General features: G+C 74.3%; 15 protein-coding genes. 7 read left to right on the forward strand and 8 right to left on the reverse strand.

The genetic code is table 11. The features are described 5' to 3' along the window. The gene (locus tag ACZ5OX_RS29745) at window positions 1–963 is read left to right on the forward strand and encodes a 2-hydroxyacid dehydrogenase (protein ID WP_465634305.1); all 963 of its coding nucleotides are present in this window, start codon (window positions 1–3) and stop codon (window positions 961–963) included. A 78-nt stretch (window positions 964–1,041) separates the two neighbouring features. Here ACZ5OX_RS29745 and ACZ5OX_RS29750 read toward each other — a convergent pair whose 3' ends face one another. The 3 genes from ACZ5OX_RS29750 to ACZ5OX_RS29760 form a co-directional block, all read right to left on the reverse strand. After that, window positions 1,042–1,908, reverse strand: coding sequence for an alpha/beta fold hydrolase (locus ACZ5OX_RS29750; RefSeq protein WP_402406367.1), 867 nt, complete (start codon window positions 1,906–1,908; stop codon window positions 1,042–1,044). Window positions 1,909–1,919: 11 nt separating this feature from the next. After that, the gene (locus tag ACZ5OX_RS29755; protein WP_465634306.1) at window positions 1,920–2,867 is read right to left on the reverse strand and encodes a DUF4231 domain-containing protein; all 948 of its coding nucleotides are present in this window, start codon (window positions 2,865–2,867) and stop codon (window positions 1,920–1,922) included. Window positions 2,868–3,110: 243 nt separating this feature from the next. Next, on the reverse strand, window positions 3,111–3,875 hold the full coding sequence (locus ACZ5OX_RS29760; RefSeq protein WP_392882367.1) for a sugar isomerase domain-containing protein: 765 nt from the start codon (window positions 3,873–3,875) through the stop codon (window positions 3,111–3,113). A gap of 221 nt (window positions 3,876–4,096) precedes the next feature. Here ACZ5OX_RS29760 and ACZ5OX_RS29765 point away from each other — a divergent pair, with 221 nt between their 5' ends. Next, entirely contained in the window at window positions 4,097–4,789 is a 693-nt protein-coding gene (locus ACZ5OX_RS29765) for a metal-dependent transcriptional regulator (protein WP_049649967.1), read from the forward strand. A gap of 402 nt (window positions 4,790–5,191) precedes the next feature. Here ACZ5OX_RS29765 and ACZ5OX_RS29770 read toward each other — a convergent pair whose 3' ends face one another. After that, entirely contained in the window at window positions 5,192–5,905 is a 714-nt protein-coding gene (locus tag ACZ5OX_RS29770; RefSeq protein WP_465634308.1) for a bifunctional DNA primase/polymerase, read from the reverse strand. Between the two features lie 306 nt (window positions 5,906–6,211). Here ACZ5OX_RS29770 and ACZ5OX_RS29775 point away from each other — a divergent pair, with 306 nt between their 5' ends. Beyond that, entirely contained in the window at window positions 6,212–7,588 is a 1,377-nt protein-coding gene (locus ACZ5OX_RS29775) for a tetratricopeptide repeat protein (RefSeq protein ID WP_449791452.1), read from the forward strand. 229 nt (window positions 7,589–7,817) lie between these two features. Then, complete coding sequence (locus ACZ5OX_RS29780) at window positions 7,818–9,023, forward strand: hypothetical protein (protein WP_465634310.1); 1,206 nt, start codon at window positions 7,818–7,820, stop codon at window positions 9,021–9,023. Window positions 9,024–9,115: 92 nt separating this feature from the next. On the opposite strand, the gene ACZ5OX_RS29785 is transcribed toward ACZ5OX_RS29780, so the two are convergent. After that, window positions 9,116–10,417, reverse strand: a complete 1,302-nt coding sequence (locus ACZ5OX_RS29785) for an ABC transporter substrate-binding protein (RefSeq protein WP_465634312.1) — start codon at window positions 10,415–10,417, stop codon at window positions 9,116–9,118. Window positions 10,418–10,671: 254 nt separating this feature from the next. Between ACZ5OX_RS29785 and ACZ5OX_RS29790 the strand changes: the two genes are divergently transcribed. Next, window positions 10,672–11,106: an SCO4402 family protein gene (locus ACZ5OX_RS29790; protein WP_465634314.1), complete on the forward strand. Its 435-nt coding sequence runs from the start codon at window positions 10,672–10,674 to the stop codon at window positions 11,104–11,106. 109 nt (window positions 11,107–11,215) lie between these two features. Then, window positions 11,216–12,082 (forward strand): formyltetrahydrofolate deformylase, encoded by an 867-nt coding sequence (gene purU / locus ACZ5OX_RS29795; protein WP_465634316.1) that lies wholly within the window; start codon window positions 11,216–11,218, stop codon window positions 12,080–12,082. 10 nt (window positions 12,083–12,092) lie between these two features. Here purU and ACZ5OX_RS29800 read toward each other — a convergent pair whose 3' ends face one another. Together ACZ5OX_RS29800 and ACZ5OX_RS29805 are read right to left on the reverse strand one after the other, a co-directional pair. Further along, window positions 12,093–13,286: a zf-HC2 domain-containing protein gene (locus tag ACZ5OX_RS29800; protein WP_465634318.1), complete on the reverse strand. Its 1,194-nt coding sequence runs from the start codon at window positions 13,284–13,286 to the stop codon at window positions 12,093–12,095. Continuing rightward, entirely contained in the window at window positions 13,283–13,849 is a 567-nt protein-coding gene (locus ACZ5OX_RS29805) for a sigma-70 family RNA polymerase sigma factor (protein ID WP_392882344.1), read from the reverse strand. The genes ACZ5OX_RS29800 and ACZ5OX_RS29805 overlap by 4 nt, the downstream gene beginning before the upstream one ends. Before the next feature lie 637 nt (window positions 13,850–14,486). On the opposite strand from ACZ5OX_RS29805, the gene ACZ5OX_RS29810 reads away from it, so the two are divergent. After that, window positions 14,487–14,960, forward strand: a complete 474-nt coding sequence (locus tag ACZ5OX_RS29810) for an ATP-binding protein (protein ID WP_449791459.1) — start codon at window positions 14,487–14,489, stop codon at window positions 14,958–14,960. Window positions 14,961–15,364: 404 nt separating this feature from the next. On the opposite strand, the gene ACZ5OX_RS29815 is transcribed toward ACZ5OX_RS29810, so the two are convergent. Beyond that, window positions 15,365–16,393, reverse strand: coding sequence for a GlxA family transcriptional regulator (locus tag ACZ5OX_RS29815; protein WP_465634320.1), 1,029 nt, complete (start codon window positions 16,391–16,393; stop codon window positions 15,365–15,367). Window positions 16,394–16,483 lie beyond the last annotated feature (90 nt).

Here is a 16,483-nt window from a genome sequence, read left to right on the forward strand (position 1 = left end):
ATGAGCATCCCGCCCCCGGTCCTGGTCACCCGGCGCCTCGCCCCCGGCGTCATCGAGCGGCTCACCGCGCACCACGCCGTCACCTGCCACGACTCCGACCTGGCGATGGACCGGGCCGCACTGCTGGCCGCCGTCCGCGGGCGCCGGGCCGTGATCACCACCCTGGACGACCGGGTGGACGCCGAGTTCCTCGACGCGGCCGGCCCGCAGCTGGCCGTCGTCGCCAACCACGCCGTCGGCTACCACAACGTGGACGTGGCCGCCTGCGCCGAACGCGGCGTGCTGGTCACCAACACCCCCGGCGTGCTCACCACCGCCACCGCCGACATGGCCTGGGCGCTGCTGCTGGCCGCCACCCGCCGCCTCGGCGAGGGCGAGCGGCTGCTGCGCTCCGGCGCGCCCTGGACCTGGGCGCCGAACTTCCTGCTCGGCCTGGAGCTGGCCGGCACCCCGCTGGGCGTGCTCGGCATGGGCCGGATCGGGCAGGCGGTGGCCCGCCGGGCCCGCGCCTTCGACATGCCCGTCAGCTACCACAACCGCCGCGAACTGCCGCCCGAACAGGCCGAGGGCGCCGACTGGAAGCCGCTGGAGGATCTGCTCGCCACCTCCACCGTCCTGGTCGTCACCTGCCCGTTCACCACCGCGACCCGGCACCTGCTGGACGCCCGCCGGCTCGCCCTGCTGCCGCGCGGCGCGGTGGTGGTCAGCATGACCGCCGGGGTGGTGGACGAGGAGGCGCTGGCCGCCGCGCTGGAGTCCGGCGCGCTGTTCGCCGCCGCCGTGGACAACTTCGAGCGCGAGCCGGCCGTCCCGTCCGCGCTGCTCGCCCAGGAGCGCGCGGTGCTTGCCCCGCACCTGGGCAGCGCCACCGTCCGTACCCGCCAGGCGATGGGCGGCCTGGCGGTGGACAACGTGCTGGCGGTGCTCGGCGGTTCGGCGCCCCTGACTCCGGTGCGGGCCTGACGCCGGTGCGGGCCTGACTCCGGTGCGCCCCTGGCTCCAGTGCGGGCCTGACGCCGGTGCGGGCCTGAGCCCTGGTTCCTAGCCCGCCGCCCAGGCCAGGGCGGTGGTCATCACCCGGAACGCCCCGAAGTGGGCGGCGCCGGGCTCCAGGAACAGCTGGGCGTCCGGGATGTGGTCGGCCAGCCAGCGGGAGTGTTCGACCGGCGAGAACTGGTCGTCCGCGCCGTGCCAGAGCCAGGTCGGCACCCGGATCGAGCCGACCTCGAACCCCCAGTCGGCGGTGAAGGCCAGCACGTCGTCGATCCAGCCGTCCGCGCCGTGCCGGAACGCCTCCCGGTAGTTGCTCTGGAGCATCCGGCGCAGCCCGCTGTCGGCCACCACCTCCCGGTCGGCGGCGGAGAGCTCGGTGCGCAGGCCGTTCAGCAGCCGGACCGGGTCGTCCTTGATCTGCCGGGAGCGGAACTCCATCGCGTCGGCGATCCGGCCGTGCCCGCGCTCGGCCTCCTTGTAGGCGCGGACGTTGGACGGGGTCATCCCCGCGTACCAGTCCAGGCCGGCCGCGTTGCGCGGGGCCAGCCCGACCAGCACCGCGACCCGGCTGACCCGGTCCGGCAGCAGCGCCGCGCAGGCCAGCGCGTGCGGGCCGCCGCCGGAGCGGCCGAGCACCGCGAAGCGGTCCAGCCCGAACTCGTCCGCGATGGTGCGCACGTCGGTGGCCGCCGCGCTCACCCGGCGGCCGAACAGCCGGGTCGAGTCGCCGTAGCCGGGCCGGTCGAACGAGATCAGCCGGACGCCCAGCCGGTACAGCACGGTGCTGCGCGGGTGCGGGCCGACCCGGCTGCCGGGCATGCCGTGCAGCAGGAACACCGGACGGCCGCGCGGGTCGCCGAGGGACTCGACGGCGAGGGCGCGGTCGTCCGCCGTTTTGACCGTCCGTAACGACACCTGCGGCCTCCTCAGTGCTCCGGGTCGGTTGCGTGCTCCCGGTCGGTGGTGGTGCGCACCTCCCGGCGGGCCTGCCAGGTGGTGTGCTCGCGGGAGATCGCGTCCTCGGCGTCCCGGGCCAGGCGGGCCCAGACCTCCTCGGCCTCCATCGACTCCAGGTCCAGCTGGGCGAGTTGGCGCTGGATCTGCGCCAGCTCCTCGGCGGCCAGGGCGTACGCGGCCGCGAGCGGCCGGTACTGGCGCAGCTGCGCCCAGGCGGCGACCGACGCGGCCACCGCCGAGACCGTGCCCAGCGCGTCGTAGCTGAAGGCGCCGAGCGCCCGCAGCAGGGCGAGCACCAGGCCGAGCGCGGGCAGCAGCACGCCCAGCACTCCGGCCCAGTGCCCGGCGCGGGCGCAGTAGCGGGCCTTGGCGCGGTACCAGTCGTGCTGCAGCTGGATCCGCTCGGCCAGGTACACCTCGCGGCGCACCGCCAGCGGCTGTCCGCGCAGGTCGTGCATCGCCGGGGTGATCTCCACCCCGCCGTCCGGGACGGCGACCGGGCTGTTCCGGAACGCGCCGAGCACCCGGGCGAGCTGGAAGCGGTACAGGCCCTCGGCGTCCGGCAGGGCGCGCGGCGGGGGCTGGTAGGCGTCGGCCCGGACGGCGTACTTCCAGGCCAGCGTCTTCACCGACTCGGCGGCCGCCCGGCCCTCGTACCAGAGGCCCTGGGGGTTCTGCCGGCTGACCACCACCGCCAGCGCGATCGCGCCGAGGTAGGCCGCCGCCGCCGGCCACGCCCAGGGCTCGCCGTCGGCCGATCCGGTCGCCGCGGCGGCCACCAGCAGGACCAGCTCCCAGGCGCAGAGCAGCACCGAACGCCGCTGCCCGCGCAGCGAGGCCGCGTCGGCGGCCCAGAAGAACTCGGGTAGCAGGTCCCGCTCGCGCACCCACCCGGTCCGTCCCGCAACAGACGCCATGTTCGGCCCCCACCAGTCGCTCCGGTCGCACCGCTCTCCTGCCCAAGGGGGCCGACCGGTACGCCTGGTGACGGCCGGTGCGGCCGGATGTGGCCGGGAAGGCCCGCTGCTTTGTCCGGTACTCCCCGTGTTCGCTCCTGCACCCAGCGTGCGGAGAGGCGGTGGGGGCGCGCGGCGGTCGGCGGGCGTGCGCGGGCGACCGGCCGGAGGTGGGCGGGGCGGCCCGGCGGGTGCGGGAGGGGCTCAGTAGGTGTAGAAGACCCGGTCGGCGTTCTCGGCCATCTGCTTGGCGTTCCACTCGGTGCCGCCGGGGACGTTGCCGGAGCGGAACAGCGGCGGCGCGGGGCACTCCCCGGCGGCCGCCCGGTCGGCCAGCCGGCCGACGGCCGAGGCGACCACGGCCTGCATCAGCGCGCTGGTCACGATGGTGGACACCGGGCCGAAGGTGGTCTCGGCGCCGGGGTGGGTCAGCTCGCCGTCGCCGACCGCGATCTTGCTGTCCAGCACCACGTCGCAGTGGTCCTTCAGGTAGGTGCCGGTCGGGTGCGCCGAGGATACCTCCGCCGGGTACGCCAGCGAGGTCACGCCGACCACCTTGAGGCCGCGGTCCCGGGCGTACCGGGCCAGCTCGACCGGCATCACCTGGCGGCCGGAGAGCGAGATCACGAACAGCAGGTCCCCGGTGGTGGCCGGGGTGAGGTCCAGGGTGGCGGTGGCCAGCCCGGAGACCCGCTCCAGGGCGCTGGACAGCGGTGCGGGCATCACCGTCACCCCGGCCATCCCGGGCACGTTCAGCAGGTTCATCGGGACCAGCCCGCCGGCCCGGTAGACCACGTCCTGGGCCGCCAGCGCGGAGTGCCCGGCACCGAAGGTGAAGACCCGGCGACCCTCGGTCATCGCCTCCGCCAGCAGCGCGGCGGCGGCCTCGATGGTGTCGGCCTCCTCCACGCGGACCCGCTGGAGGTGGGCGATCGCGGCGTCGAAGTACCGGTCGACCAGGTCGTTCATCTGGTGCCTTCGCTCTCTGCCGGGTGGGGGATCCGGCCGGGTGGGGTGGTCCGGGTGGTCCAGACCGCCGGTGGAGAAAGCTTCGGCGAGCACGGTCGCGCCCCGGCGGCACCGTTGTCAACAGGAACGAAACGGGCCTCCGGAGCCCCGGGGCGGGCCCGGTTGTCGGTCCCGTACGTCAGAATTGGCGGTGAGGACACCGAAGAACGGAGCCAGCGGCGATGTCTGGGCTGATCGACACCACTGAGATGTACCTTCGCACCATCCTGGAGCTGGAGGAGGAAGGCATCGTCCCGATGCGCGCCCGGATCGCGGAGCGCCTGGAACAGAGCGGCCCCACGGTCAGCCAGACGGTCGGCCGGATGGAGCGCGACGGGCTGCTCCAGGTCGCCGGGGACCGCCACCTCGAACTGACCGAGGAGGGGCGCCGGCTCGCGGTGCGCGTCATGCGCAAGCACCGCATCGCCGAGTGCCTGCTCGTCGACGTGATCGGCCTGGAGTGGGAGCAGGTGCACGAGGAGGCCTGCCGCTGGGAGCACGTGATGAGCGAGACGGTCGAGCGCAAGGTGCTCGCCATGCTCGGCCACCCCACCCAGTCCCCGTACGGCAACCCGATCCCGGGCCTGGACGAGCTGGGCGACACCAAGGCCGAGGGCGAGGGCTTCGACGCCGGGCTCGTCCCGCTGGACACCGTCAAGCCGGGCGAGGCCGGGGCCGACGTGGTGGTCCGTCGGATCGGTGAGCCGATCCAGACCGACAGCGCCCTGATGAGCACCCTGCGCCGGGCCGGCGTGCGGCCGGGTTCCACGGTCAAGGTGAGCGCCGGAGTCGGCGGCGTGCTGGTCGGCACCGGGGACAACGCGGCGGAGCTGGGCAAGGACATCGCCCAGCACGTCTTCGTCGCCCAGGCCTGAGCCACGTCCGTCGTACCGAGAAGGGGCCCGCTGCTCTCCACGCAGCGGGCCCCTTCGCCCTCCCCGTTCCCTCCCCGCTCCCTCCCTTTCCCCTCCGCCCCTCCCGCTCCCCTCCACCGCCGCCGCCCGGCTTCCCCGTCCGAGCGCCCCTGCCGGCGTCCCCACACATCGCAATTCCTCCCCTCGGCCGATCATGGCAATCCTTGAGCGCTGTCACTCGTACGAGGGGCTTTGCCGGTTGACCAGCGGGTACACGGAAGCCTTATCCGGACATGCGTATGACGGGCCCCGTCCCCGGTGGGAGACAAGGCCCGTCACGTGCGCGCGTTGTGTCGCGCGGTGCACGCCCTCACCCGATCGGCAGAGGGCGGCCGTTCCGGGGCCCGCCGGAGCGGGCGGAACTCAGCCCACCGGCGCCGGCTGGGCGGCCCGGGCGGTCCGGGCCGAGGGCGTCTCGCGGCCGCAGGCGTACGCGAGCGGGCTGATCAGTTCGGCGGCGTCCGGCAGCCAGCGGTTGAGCGCGGAGGGGGAGCGGGCCCACTGGGCGTACCCCAGGGAGCCGATCCTGGACGGCGGGGCGACCGTCCAGTCCCCCTCGCCGCGGGCGACCAGGTCCAGCCGGCCGGGCGGCCAGCCGAGCCGGCGGAGCATCTCCGGGAGCCTGGCCGCGCCTCCGGGCAGCACCAGGAAGTGCAGCCGCCGCCCGATCCGCCCGGGCGCGGCGGGCTGGACCACCACCGGGCCGAGCTGGAGGTCCATCCGCTCCATCCGGGCGAGCGCCAGGCAGCCGGCCGTCTCCGGGACGTCCAGGACGTCGAAGGAGCGCCCGGTGGGCAGCAGGACCGACGCGTCGGGCCGCTCGGTCCACCAGCTCCGCACCGCACCGGGGCCGGCGCTCGCCTGCCTCGCCCAGTCCGGGTCCAGCGGGTGGGCGCCCGGCAGGGTGCAGCGCCGGTCGCCGCAGGAGCAGCGGACTCCGCCGTCGCCGTCGTCGACCAGCCAGGCGCCCGGGGCCACCTCCCAGTGGCGGGTCTCGGCGTAGCCGACGGCTTCCACGAGTAAGAGGGGCGGGTCGGCCCTCTCGTTCCGGTCCTGGGCGTCGGGGATGTCTTCCACGGGGTGCTCAACTACCGTGTGTGAGGCTGGTTACGGCCCGATGGCGCCCGGTTGGGCGTATCCCGGCAATGTCACCCGTTCCGGTTAGTCGGCCGAGTTGAAGGGGCTGAGGGCAGGCGCAGCGGGGGCGCACAGGAGCATTTCCCGGGGCGCAAGGGGGGTGCGGTTCGTCACCGTGGGTATCCCGCTGGCGTTGCTGATCGCTAACCTTGTGTCAGATTCCTTGGATGGTCGGACAGTCGGCAACAGATCAGCAGAAGCGTCGCCCGCCGGCCGGGACCGGAGGGTGTGGGGAGGCGAAGCCCAATGGCCGCGAGACCACTCGTCGCACGACAGCCCAACGAGCGTCTGCAGCAACTGATCCAGGAGGCCAGCTGTTCCAACGCCGGCCTGGCCCGGAGGGTCAACCTCTGCGGCGCCGAACACGGGCTGGACCTTCGGTACGACAAGACCTCCGTGGCCCGCTGGCTGCGCGGCCAGCAGCCGCGCGGGCAGGCGCCGGCCGTGATCGCCGAGGCCCTGGGCCGCAAGCTCGGCCGCAGCGTGTCGGTCGAGGAGATCGGCATGGCGGACGGCAAGAACCTGAGCTCCGGCATCGGGCTCCAGTTCGCGCCGACCATCGGTGCCGCCCTGGAGCAGGTCTGCGAGCTGTGGCGCAGCGACGTCGGCCGGCGGGACTTCCTGACCGGTGCGACGGTCGCCGCCTCCGCGCTGGTGGAGCCCAGCCGGGACTGGCTGATCACCCCGCCGGACCCGGTGGTGGCGCGGACCGGCGGCCCCCGGGTCGGCCCGACGGACGTGGCCGCGGTCAAGGCGACCACCGCGATGCTGGTCGACCTCGACCACCGCTTCGGCAGCGGCCATGTGCGCCCGGTGGTGGTGCACTACCTCAACTCGGTGGTCTCCGGCCTGCTCGGCGGCGCCTACCGGGAGGAGACCGGGCGCCAACTCTTCGCCGCGGTGGCCCGGTTGACCGAACTGGCCGGCTACATGGCGGTGGACACCGGACAGCCCGGGCTCGCCCAGCGCTACTACATCCAGGCGCTGCGGCTGGCCCAGGCCGCCGACGACCGCGGCTACGGCGGCTACGTGCTGGCGGCCTCGATGAGCCACCTGGCGGCGACCCTCGGCAACCCGCGCGAGATCGCCCAACTCGCCCGCGCAGCACAGGAGGGCGCCCGCTCGGTGGCCACCCCGACGGCGATGGCGATGTTCTACGCCGCCGAGGCCCGCGGCCACGCCCTGCTCGGCGACGCCCGCTCCTGCGAGGCGGTGTCGGCCAGGGCGCTGGAGATGATGGAGAAGCGCCGCCCGGAGGACGACCCGGACTGGATCGCCCACTTCGACGACGCCTACCTCGCGGACGAACTGGCCCACTGCCACCGGGACCTGGAGCAGGCGGGCCAGGCCGAGCACTACGCCCGCCGGGCGCTCGACCTGCACCCGCCGACCAGGGTCCGGCGCCGCGCGGTGGACCTCGTCCTGCTGGCCACCGCCCAGCTCCAGCAGCGGGACCTGGAACGCGCCTGCGAGACGGGTGCCCAGGCGGTCCGGCTGCTCAGCGGGCTGCGCTCCAACCGGGGCGTGGAGTACCTGGACGAGTTCCGGCGCCGGCTGGAGCCGTACCGGGAGCAGCGGGTGGTCCGCGAGTTCCACGCCCGGGCGGACGCCGAGGCGGCGTAGCGTCCGTCTCCGCGGCTCCTCCCCGTCCCCGGGGCCCGGGCGGCGGCCCGAGCCCGGGGCGGCCGCGGATCGTCTGTGCAGGGAGCGTGATGGATGTCCCGCCCACGTGGTCACCCGGTGAGGCGAACCGGTAGCGTGGGCGCGACGTCCAAGGAACTGTGATGCTCCCAAGAACCGACGAGATGTGGTCCGCCATCAGTGCGCGGTCCTGCACAGGTGAGGAATCGCGTTGAGTCAGCGCCGCTCGTACCCGAACTCCGGTGACTTCAACCTGGACGACCTGTTCCGCCCCGAGCCCGGCCAGCCCGGCCAGCCGGGGCAGCCGGGCCAGCCGCAGGCCCACTCGGCCGTGCCGCCGGTGGGGCAGCCTTCCGGGCAGCCGGAGTACCTCGGCGAGGGTGCGCACGCGCTGCCGACCCAGGCCATGCCCGCGCAGCCGACGCCCGGGCCGGGTGCCTCGTGGGGTGGGCAGCAGCCCGGTTACGGTGCCCCGCAGCCCGATCCGGCCCCGGAGACCCAGTACCTGCCGCCGTACCCGGCCGGCGACCCGCAGGCCGGCTACCCGGCGGCGCAGGCCCAGCCCGGCTACCCGGCGGCGCAGGCCCAGCCCGGCTACCCGCAGCCGCAGCCCGCGCCCGGCTACCAGGCCTACCCGTCGGCCGCGCAGCCGCAGCCGGGCTACCCGGCCCAGGACTACCGCCAGGGCTACGCCCCCGAGCAGGGGCAGAGCTACGGCCAGGGCTTCGAGCAGGGCTTCGGCGCCACCCAGGCGGGCGCTCAGGGGCGTGGCGGCCGCCCGTCCAACAAGCTGATCGTCGGTGGTGTGGTGGCGGGCTGCGCGGTGGCCGGCATCCTGGTCGCGGTGCTGATGGGCGGCGGCGACGACGCCAAGGACGACAAGAAGTCCACCCCGGTGGCCGCCACCGCCAGTACCGCCCCCACCGCCGGGACCCCGAGTACGAGCGCCTCCGGCGCGGCCGTCGACCCGGACGTCAAGGCCCAGGCGCAGCCGCTGTCGGACCTGCTGGGCACCGCGAGCGACAGCCGCAGTGCGGTGGTGTCCGCGGTCGCCTCGGTGCAGAAGTGCGACAAGCTGCCCGAGTCCCAGCAGGCGCTGTCCGGCGCGGCCGGCAAGCGGCGCGAACTGCAGAGCAAGCTCGGCCAGCTGAAGACCGACAAGCTGCCCGGCGGCCAGCAGCTGGTCGACCAGCTCAACGCGGCCTGGACGGCCTCGGCCCAGGCCGACGACGAGTACGCGGCCTGGGCGCAGGACGCGCAGGGCTCCTGCGACGCGAAGAAGCAGGACAACCAGCACTACAAGAACGCCGTCCAGGCCAGCGGCACCGCGACCACCGCGAAGAAGCAGGCCGCCACGCTCTGGAACGCGATCGCCGCCCAGACCGGACTGCCCAACCGGAGCGACGGGGACCTGTGAGCGACCGGGGCCTGTGAGCGACCGGGCCCTGTGAACGACGAGGGGGACGGGCCCGAAGGCCCGTCCCCTCCCGCTCCGGCGCGCGGTCCGCGTCAGGCCGGCGGGCGGCCCCCGGTGAGTGCCCAGCGGATGTCCACGAAGCCCGGCTGCTGCAGGGTCATCCGGCCGTTCTTGACCACCTGGTAGGTGACCCAGGTGTTCACCAGCCGCGGCGACCCGCTGCTGGGCAGCATGTTGGTGGTGCCCCAGTTCAGCGGTGGGGTGATCCCGACGTCGATGCCCTCGCCGCTGTCCAGCAGCGAGGAGACGGCCTTCGGGGTGACCGGCTTCCCGGCCTCCGCCAGCTTCTGCGTCGCCGTCCGGAACACCTCGTACGCGACCCAGGTGGTCTGCACGCCGGGGTCGGAGACGTCGATGGAGTGCCCGCCGGTGGTGTCGGTGCGCACCACCGCGCGCAGCCCGTCCCAGATCTTCGCGGACTCCGGCGGGTACCAGCTGGTGACGTAGGCGCCGCCGAGCGGGCCGGTGTCGCCGCCGGTGGAGTCCACCACCGACTGCTGGACGCTGCCGATCACCGAGGCGATCCGGGTGTTCTTCACGCTGACCCGCCGGTAGGCGTCCAGCAGGTTGCCGGTCGGCTCGGCGGCCAGGGCGCTGGTGATGCAGGTGCCCTGCTCGTCCTTGCCGATCGCCTTGCGGATCACCGGGGTGTAGTCGGAGGACTGCTCGGGCGCCTTGACGTCCGTCAGCTTGATCCCGGCCGGCCGCAGCGCGGTGCCCAGGTAGCCGAGCAGGTTGTCGCCGGCCGGGGTGTCCGGGCGGATCAGGGAGACGGCCTTGCAGCCGGCGTCGACCAGTTGGCGGCCGTTGCCCGCGATCAGCGCCGGCATGCCGCCGTCCACCGGGTAGGACAGCGGGCTGGAGAACTCCGGCTGGGAGAGCCCGTAGCCGCCGATCAGCGGGATGCCGGCGCGCTCCAGCACCGGCATGAACGCCTCGCCCCACTGGCTGTAGGAGCCGATCACGGCGACCGCCTTGGCGTCCACCGCCTGCTGGGCACAGGCGCGGGCACCGTCCGCGGAGTTGTGCTCGTTGCAGGTGATCACGCGCAGCCGGTGGCCGTTCAGTCCGCCCTTGGTGTTGACGTCCTGGCCGATGGCGGAGGCGAGCGCCGTCATGCCGGGGCGGTCGGCGGAGCCCGTGCCGGCCGGGGCCCAGGTCATCACGGTCAGGTCGTTGCCGCTGGTGGAAGCATCGGCCGATCCGCCGCACGCGGAGGCCGAGAAGAGGGTGGGGAGCAGGGCCGCGGTGGTCGCGGCGGCTGCGATCGGGCGTCGGCGGCGGCGTCGCACGACCTGGGGACGGGCCTGGAAGGAGTCCCTTCGGCTGGTCATCGGTATTCCCTCTCTGGGCGCCCTCCGGCGCGCCGGAGCAAGCCAAGCCCCGGTGCCACAAGTCGAGAGGGCCGAAGTGCGAACGGATGGCGAACGGCCGCCGAACTCCGAGGAGGTACGCGTGTAGATCGCGAGTGGAGCGCGAACAGACGGGGAACGTACGATCGTTCACCATGTCCGCCAGCACAGAATCTTCGTATCGGTCTGCCCGAAACACTTCTCGTCCGAGCCACCGCTCCAGCACGATGGGCGGCATGCCGCTCAACGACCTGCCCTGGTGGCGCTGGCGAGCCCGACTGCGCTCGGCGCTGCACATGCTGTCCGACCCCGGTTTCCAGCAGGACACCTGGCTGACCGGCCGGGAGGGCTACGGCGACGTGACCGACGCCGTCTACCGGCTGGTCGAGGACACCTGGCTGGATCACTGGTCGGCCGAGAAGTACGTCGGGACGATCTTCCACGACCCGGCCGAGGCCGCGCTGGTGGACGTCGCGGTGCTGCGGGCCGTGCAGATGCTGCACGAGGTCGGGGCGGACGCGCCGGCCTCCGCCTACCTCGGCCACCCCGGCTGGCCGGAGACCGTCCGGGCCGCCCGCGAGGCGCACGTCGCGCTGGCCACGGGCGACGGGGACGACCCGGACGCGCCGCCGAAGTCGCTGGACGTGCTGCGCATCCTCACCCAGGTCTGACCTCCGGACGCCCGCCGTCCCGCAGTACGGGCAGCGGGGCGGCAGGTGTCCGGGATGTGACACGCTGGACCATCCACGCACGTCACGACCTCAGAACGGGATACCCCCAGTGGAACAGCAGCCGGCCGGCGCCCAGTACGTCCTCACGCTGTCCTGCCCCGACAAGCAGGGCATCGTCCACGCGGTCTCCAGCTACCTCTTCATGACCGGCTGCAACATCATCGACAGCCAGCAGTTCGGGGACGGCGACAGCGGGCTCTTCTTCATGCGGGTGCACTTCTCCGCCCCCGAGCCGGTCACCGCGGACAAGCTGCGGGCCAGCTTCGCCGCGATCGGCGCCTCCTTCGGGATGGACTGGCAGATCCACCCGAGCGAGCAGCGGATGCGGATCGTGCTCATGGTCAGCAAGTTCGGGCACTGCCTGAACGACCTGCTCTACCGCACCCGGATCGGCGCCCTGCCGGTGGAGATCGCCGCGGTGGTCTCCAACCACACCGACCTGCGGGACCTGACCGAGAGCTACGGCATCCCCTTCCACCACATTCCGGTCACCAAGGACACCAAGGCCCAGGCCGAGCGGCAGCTGCTCGACCTGATCGCGGCGGAGGACGTCGAGCTGGTCGTGCTGGCCCGCTACATGCAGGTGCTCTCCGACCAGCTGTGCACCGAGCTGTCCGGCCGCGTGATCAACATCCACCACTCCTTCCTGCCGAGCTTCAAGGGCGCCAAGCCGTACCACCAGGCGCACGCGCGCGGCGTGAAGCTGATCGGCGCCACCGCGCACTACGTCACCGCCGACCTGGACGAGGGCCCGATCATCGAGCAGGAGGTCGCCCGGGTCACCCACGACGTCAGCCCCGACCAGCTGGTCGCGCTCGGCCGGGACGTCGAGTGCCAGGCGCTGGCCCGCGCGGTGAAGTGGCACAGCGAGCACCGGGTACTGCTGAACGGGACCCGTACGGTCGTCTTCGCGTAGGCCTCCGTACCTAGGGCCGGGAGAGCAGTGGGAGCGCGTGCAGCACCTCGCGCACCGCGGCCCGGTCGCCGTGCTCGCCGACCGGCAGCCGGTCCGGGTCCCGGTGCGCCGCGGCGAGCTGGCACAGTTCCAGGCCGTCCAGCACCATCGAGGCCACCGGCTCCCCGCCCGCGCCGCCGGTGCGTTCGTCGCCGTCGAGGGTGATCAGCCACTCGCCGCCCGCCGGGCCGTCGACCATCAGCCGCACCCGCCGGGCCGGGCGGACCCCGCCCTCCGGCAGGCCGGGCGCCCCGGCGTGCTCGGGCCGGGCCGCGCGCAGCCCGGCCAGTGCCCGGGGGAGCAGCCGGACCACCAGCTCCACCATCTGCCGCAGGTGCTGCGGCGCCGGCGGGTCGTACGGGTAGGCGACCGCCCTGGCCACGTCCTCGCCGTGCACGAAGCACTCGAAGGCGCGGTCCACGAAGGCGTCCCGCAGTGGCAGCACCGCGAAGCCGTAGTCGACCGGGGTGTTGCCCTGGGGCGCGAGCGCGGCGCTGCGCACCAGGTCGTGGGCCTGCCGCCGCCAGCGGGAGCGCACCGACTGCGGCGCCAGGCCGCCCTGGTCGGCGATCAGCCGGGCGGTGCGCGCGGTGATGGTGTCGTACGGGCCGCCCTGCGGCGGGACGCGCGGCACGGCCGGCCCGGCGGCCGGCTCCTGCGGCGGCACCCGCCGTCCGGCCGGCGCGGTGGGCAGGCCGGGGAGGGCCGACACCGGGTCGGGCAGGCCGAGCGCCAGCGCCAGGAAGCCGTCCACCGCGGTCAGGTGGCCCAGCACCTCGGCCGGGCGCAGCCGCTCGGTGCCGCCGTGCCACGGCAGTTCGGCCACCTCCAGCCACTCCTCCGGGCCGAGGTCGCGCAGCAGCGCGTCGAGCTTGGCGGTCTCCGCCGTGTACGGCATGCCCCAGGCGGGGACGGGCAGTTCGGCCGGCCGGCGGGCCAGGCACCAGTCGAGCACCTGCTGGCGCAGCGGGCCCGGCTGGTCCAGCGGTTCGTCCAGGGAGAGCCAGCCGGCCGCCTCGCGCAACCGGGCCGCCTCCTCGGCGCACTCCCGGCAGTCGCCCAGGTGCTGCTCCAACTCGGCGGCCTCGCGGGCCGGGCAGGCGCCGAGGGCCCACGCGCCGAGCAGCGAGCGCAGGGCGTCGTGCCGCTCCTCTGTGCTGCTCACGTCTCCCCGTTCCCGTCCCCGGCCGCGGCCTGGCGGGCGCGCTCGTCGGCCAGTTCGGTGGCCAGCAGCTCCAGACCGAGCCGCATCCGCTGCTTGGCGGCCTGCTCGCTGATGCCGAGCAGCCGGGCCGTCTCGCGGTAGGTGCGGCCGTCGTAGTACGTCACCGCGATGGTCTCACGCAGGGGTTGGGGCAGGGAGTCGACCACGTACTGGACCCGGGCGGCGGTGGCCACGGCGCGTATCTCGGCCTCCGCGCCCGGTGCCCGCTCGGCGGCCCGCCGCGCCCGCAGCCGTTCGACCGCGCGGTGGTGGGTCAGCGCGCCGAGCCAGGAGCGCAGGGTGCCCCGGGCGGGGTCGTAGTCCTCGGGGTGCTCCCAGACGTGGGCGAAGATCTCCCGGGTGAGCTGGGTGGCGGCGGCCTGGTCGGCCAGTATCCGCCCGGCCAGGCCGTGCACCATCGGTGCGAGCTGGTCGTAGAGTTCGCCGAGCGCCGTCTCCTCGCCGCGGGCGAGGCGGCGCTGCAACTGCTCGTCCCAGCGCGGGTTCCGTTCCGGGGTGGCCATCGGGAAACCACCCTCCTGACCGGGTTCGCTGGCGTACTCAACGGTATCTTGCGGCCGGGTGGCGCCGGGAGCGATTCCGGCAAGATCGGAACCGTTCCGAGCGTTTCGCCCTCCTCATGGGTGGGCCCTCCGCCAGGGAGGTGCCGCACGCCTTCCGGCTCGCGGCCCGGGGGAGTGGCCGGGGGTGCGTCCCGGGGCCGCCCGGGGCCGTTCGGGGTGCCGCTGTTCGACAGCCGTCGGACACATGTCGCACGGGTGGTTCGCGAGTGGCGGGCGGGGCCCGCGCGACGCGCGGCGGTAGGTTCCCGACGGCGGGACCGGCAGGTCGGCCCGGGTCGGACGATCACCGGTGCGAGGCTCGCGAGAGTGAGCGGGACAGTATGCACTCCCCTGTCGCCCGATCGCCGGAATATGCCCGAAGCGCTTGCTGCTGTCGGTCCCCCCGCCCATCCTGAGGCGTATTCGTGTCGCGGCCGGTACCCGACCGACGAGGCGGCGCGGACGAGTGGGCGCGGGCGGACGGATCGGGCGGGCGCCCGGGTGCGGCTCGGGTGGCACCGGGCGACGTGCGAGGGCCCGCCGGCCGATCCGGCCCGATCGGAACTAAGGCCGAACTGCGAGTGCGGGTGGTGGAGCGGTGCAGGTTCTTCAGGTACAGCTGGCGGTCCAGGCTGACCCCGCCGAGGTCGGCCGGGCCCGCCGGTGGGTGCGCTCGAGGCTGCTGAACCACGGGGTGGACCCGGACGCGCCGATGGCCGAGACGGTGGTGCTGGTGGTCTCGGAGCTGGTGACCAACGCCGTGGTGCACACCGGCTGTCCGGCCGTGCTGAGACTCTGTCTTCCGGTGGCGGACGGGAGCGGTGAGGGCGGGCCGGCCGCCCCGCTGCGGGTGGAGGTCGCCGACGCGAGCCAGGCCGCCCCCACCCCGCGGCACGCGGGCGCCGACCAGGACGCGACCAACGGCCGCGGCCTGGAACTGGTCGAGCTGCTCTGTGAGCGCTGGGGCTGGGACCCGGAGGGCTCGGGCAAGCGGGTCTGGTGCGAGATCGGCCGCGACGCCCGCCCGGCCGATCCGCTGGCCGACGTGGACTGGGCGGCATTGGCGCAATAGCGGCTTTCGCGGCGGCCGTCGGACGGTGCCCGACCCCGGTGCTGATCACCGGCCGAAAGGTGACGCAACCATTCCGAATTTCGGACTAGCCATTGACGTGACGTATCCGACTGATCACGCTTGGGTGCGGCGCTCCGTCGCGAGGGGACGCCGAGGGGACGTCCGTCCACCGCCGCGGTGCTGCTGTCCAGGGGATTCGTGCCAGCAGGGGGGACCGCGGACGGCCGGTCACGGGCCGCTCCTCGGCGAGTGCGGAGGGTGCGGCGCGGGTTCAGGGCCCGCGCGCCGTGTTTGGATGGCGGCCTGCCGTGCCGTGCCGGAGGCGCGCGCGGCCTGCCGCCATCCAAGGCGCCGTCGGGGAACGACGAGATCCGGCCACCGGCGGCCCGGTTCCCCGGCCGCGCTCAGGAAGCCTGCCGGGCAGGGTCTTCGGGGACAGCGAGGTCTTCGGGAACGGCGAGGCCTTCGGGGACGGCGCGGAAGGTGCGCCGGTAGGCGCTCGGCGCGACGTCGAGCCGGCCGCGCAACTGCAGCCGCAGCGAGGCGGCGGTGCCGAATCCGGACTCCCGGGCGACCTGGTCGATCGTCAGATCGGTCCGTTCCAGCAACTGCCGGGCCCGCTCGGTGCGCTGGGTGGTGATCCACTGGCCGGGGCTGGCGCCGGTTTCCTCGCGGAAGCGCCGGGTGAAGGTCCGGACGCTCATCCCCGCCCGGTCGGCGAGCCGGCGCAGCGCCAGCGGCTCGTCCAGGTGCTCCAGCGCCCAGGCGCGCACCGCGGAGGTGCCGCTGCCGTCGGCGTCCACCGGGCTCGGGGCCTCCACGTACTGCTTCTGGCCGCCCTCGCGCCACGGCGGCACCAGGCAGTTGCGGGCCACCGCGTTGGCGACCGCGCTGCCGTGGTCGCGGCGCACCACGTGCAGGCAGAGGTCCACCCCGGCGGCCACCCCGCCGGAGGTGAGGACGTCGCCGTCATCGGTGTAGAGCACGTCGGGGTCCAGCCGCACCCGGGGGAACAGCCGGGCGAAGTGCTCGGTGTAGCGCCAGTGGGTGGTGGCCGGGCGGCCGTCCAGCAGGCCGGCGGCGGCCAGGACGAAGGACCCGGTGCAGATCGACATCAGCCGGGTGCCGGGCCGGATCCGTGCCAGCGCGTCGGCCAGGGCCGGGGTGAAGCAGGCGTCGGCGACGTCCGGGGCGGAGTCGGCGGACGCCGGGATCAGCACCGTGTCGGCCCGCTCCAGCAGTTCGGGCCCGTGGTCGACCAGCACCCGGAAGTCGGCGCTGGTGGTGACCGGCCGTCCGTCCAGGGTGCAGGTGGCCACCTCGTACAGCGGCCGGCCGGCCGGGTCCCTGGCGCCGCCGAAGATGCGGGCGGGGATGCCGAGTTCGAAGGCGATCACGCCCTCCAGTGCGAGTACCGCGACCAGGTGTGCCATGCCGTCCCCTCGGGCGTCGGTGGGTCCGGGCCAGGCTACCGCGGCCCTTGGCCCGATTCTTGCGAAAGCTGTCGTTCAGGCCACTCGTCC

The sequence above is a fragment of the Kitasatospora sp. NPDC032121 genome, from assembly GCF_055580145.1.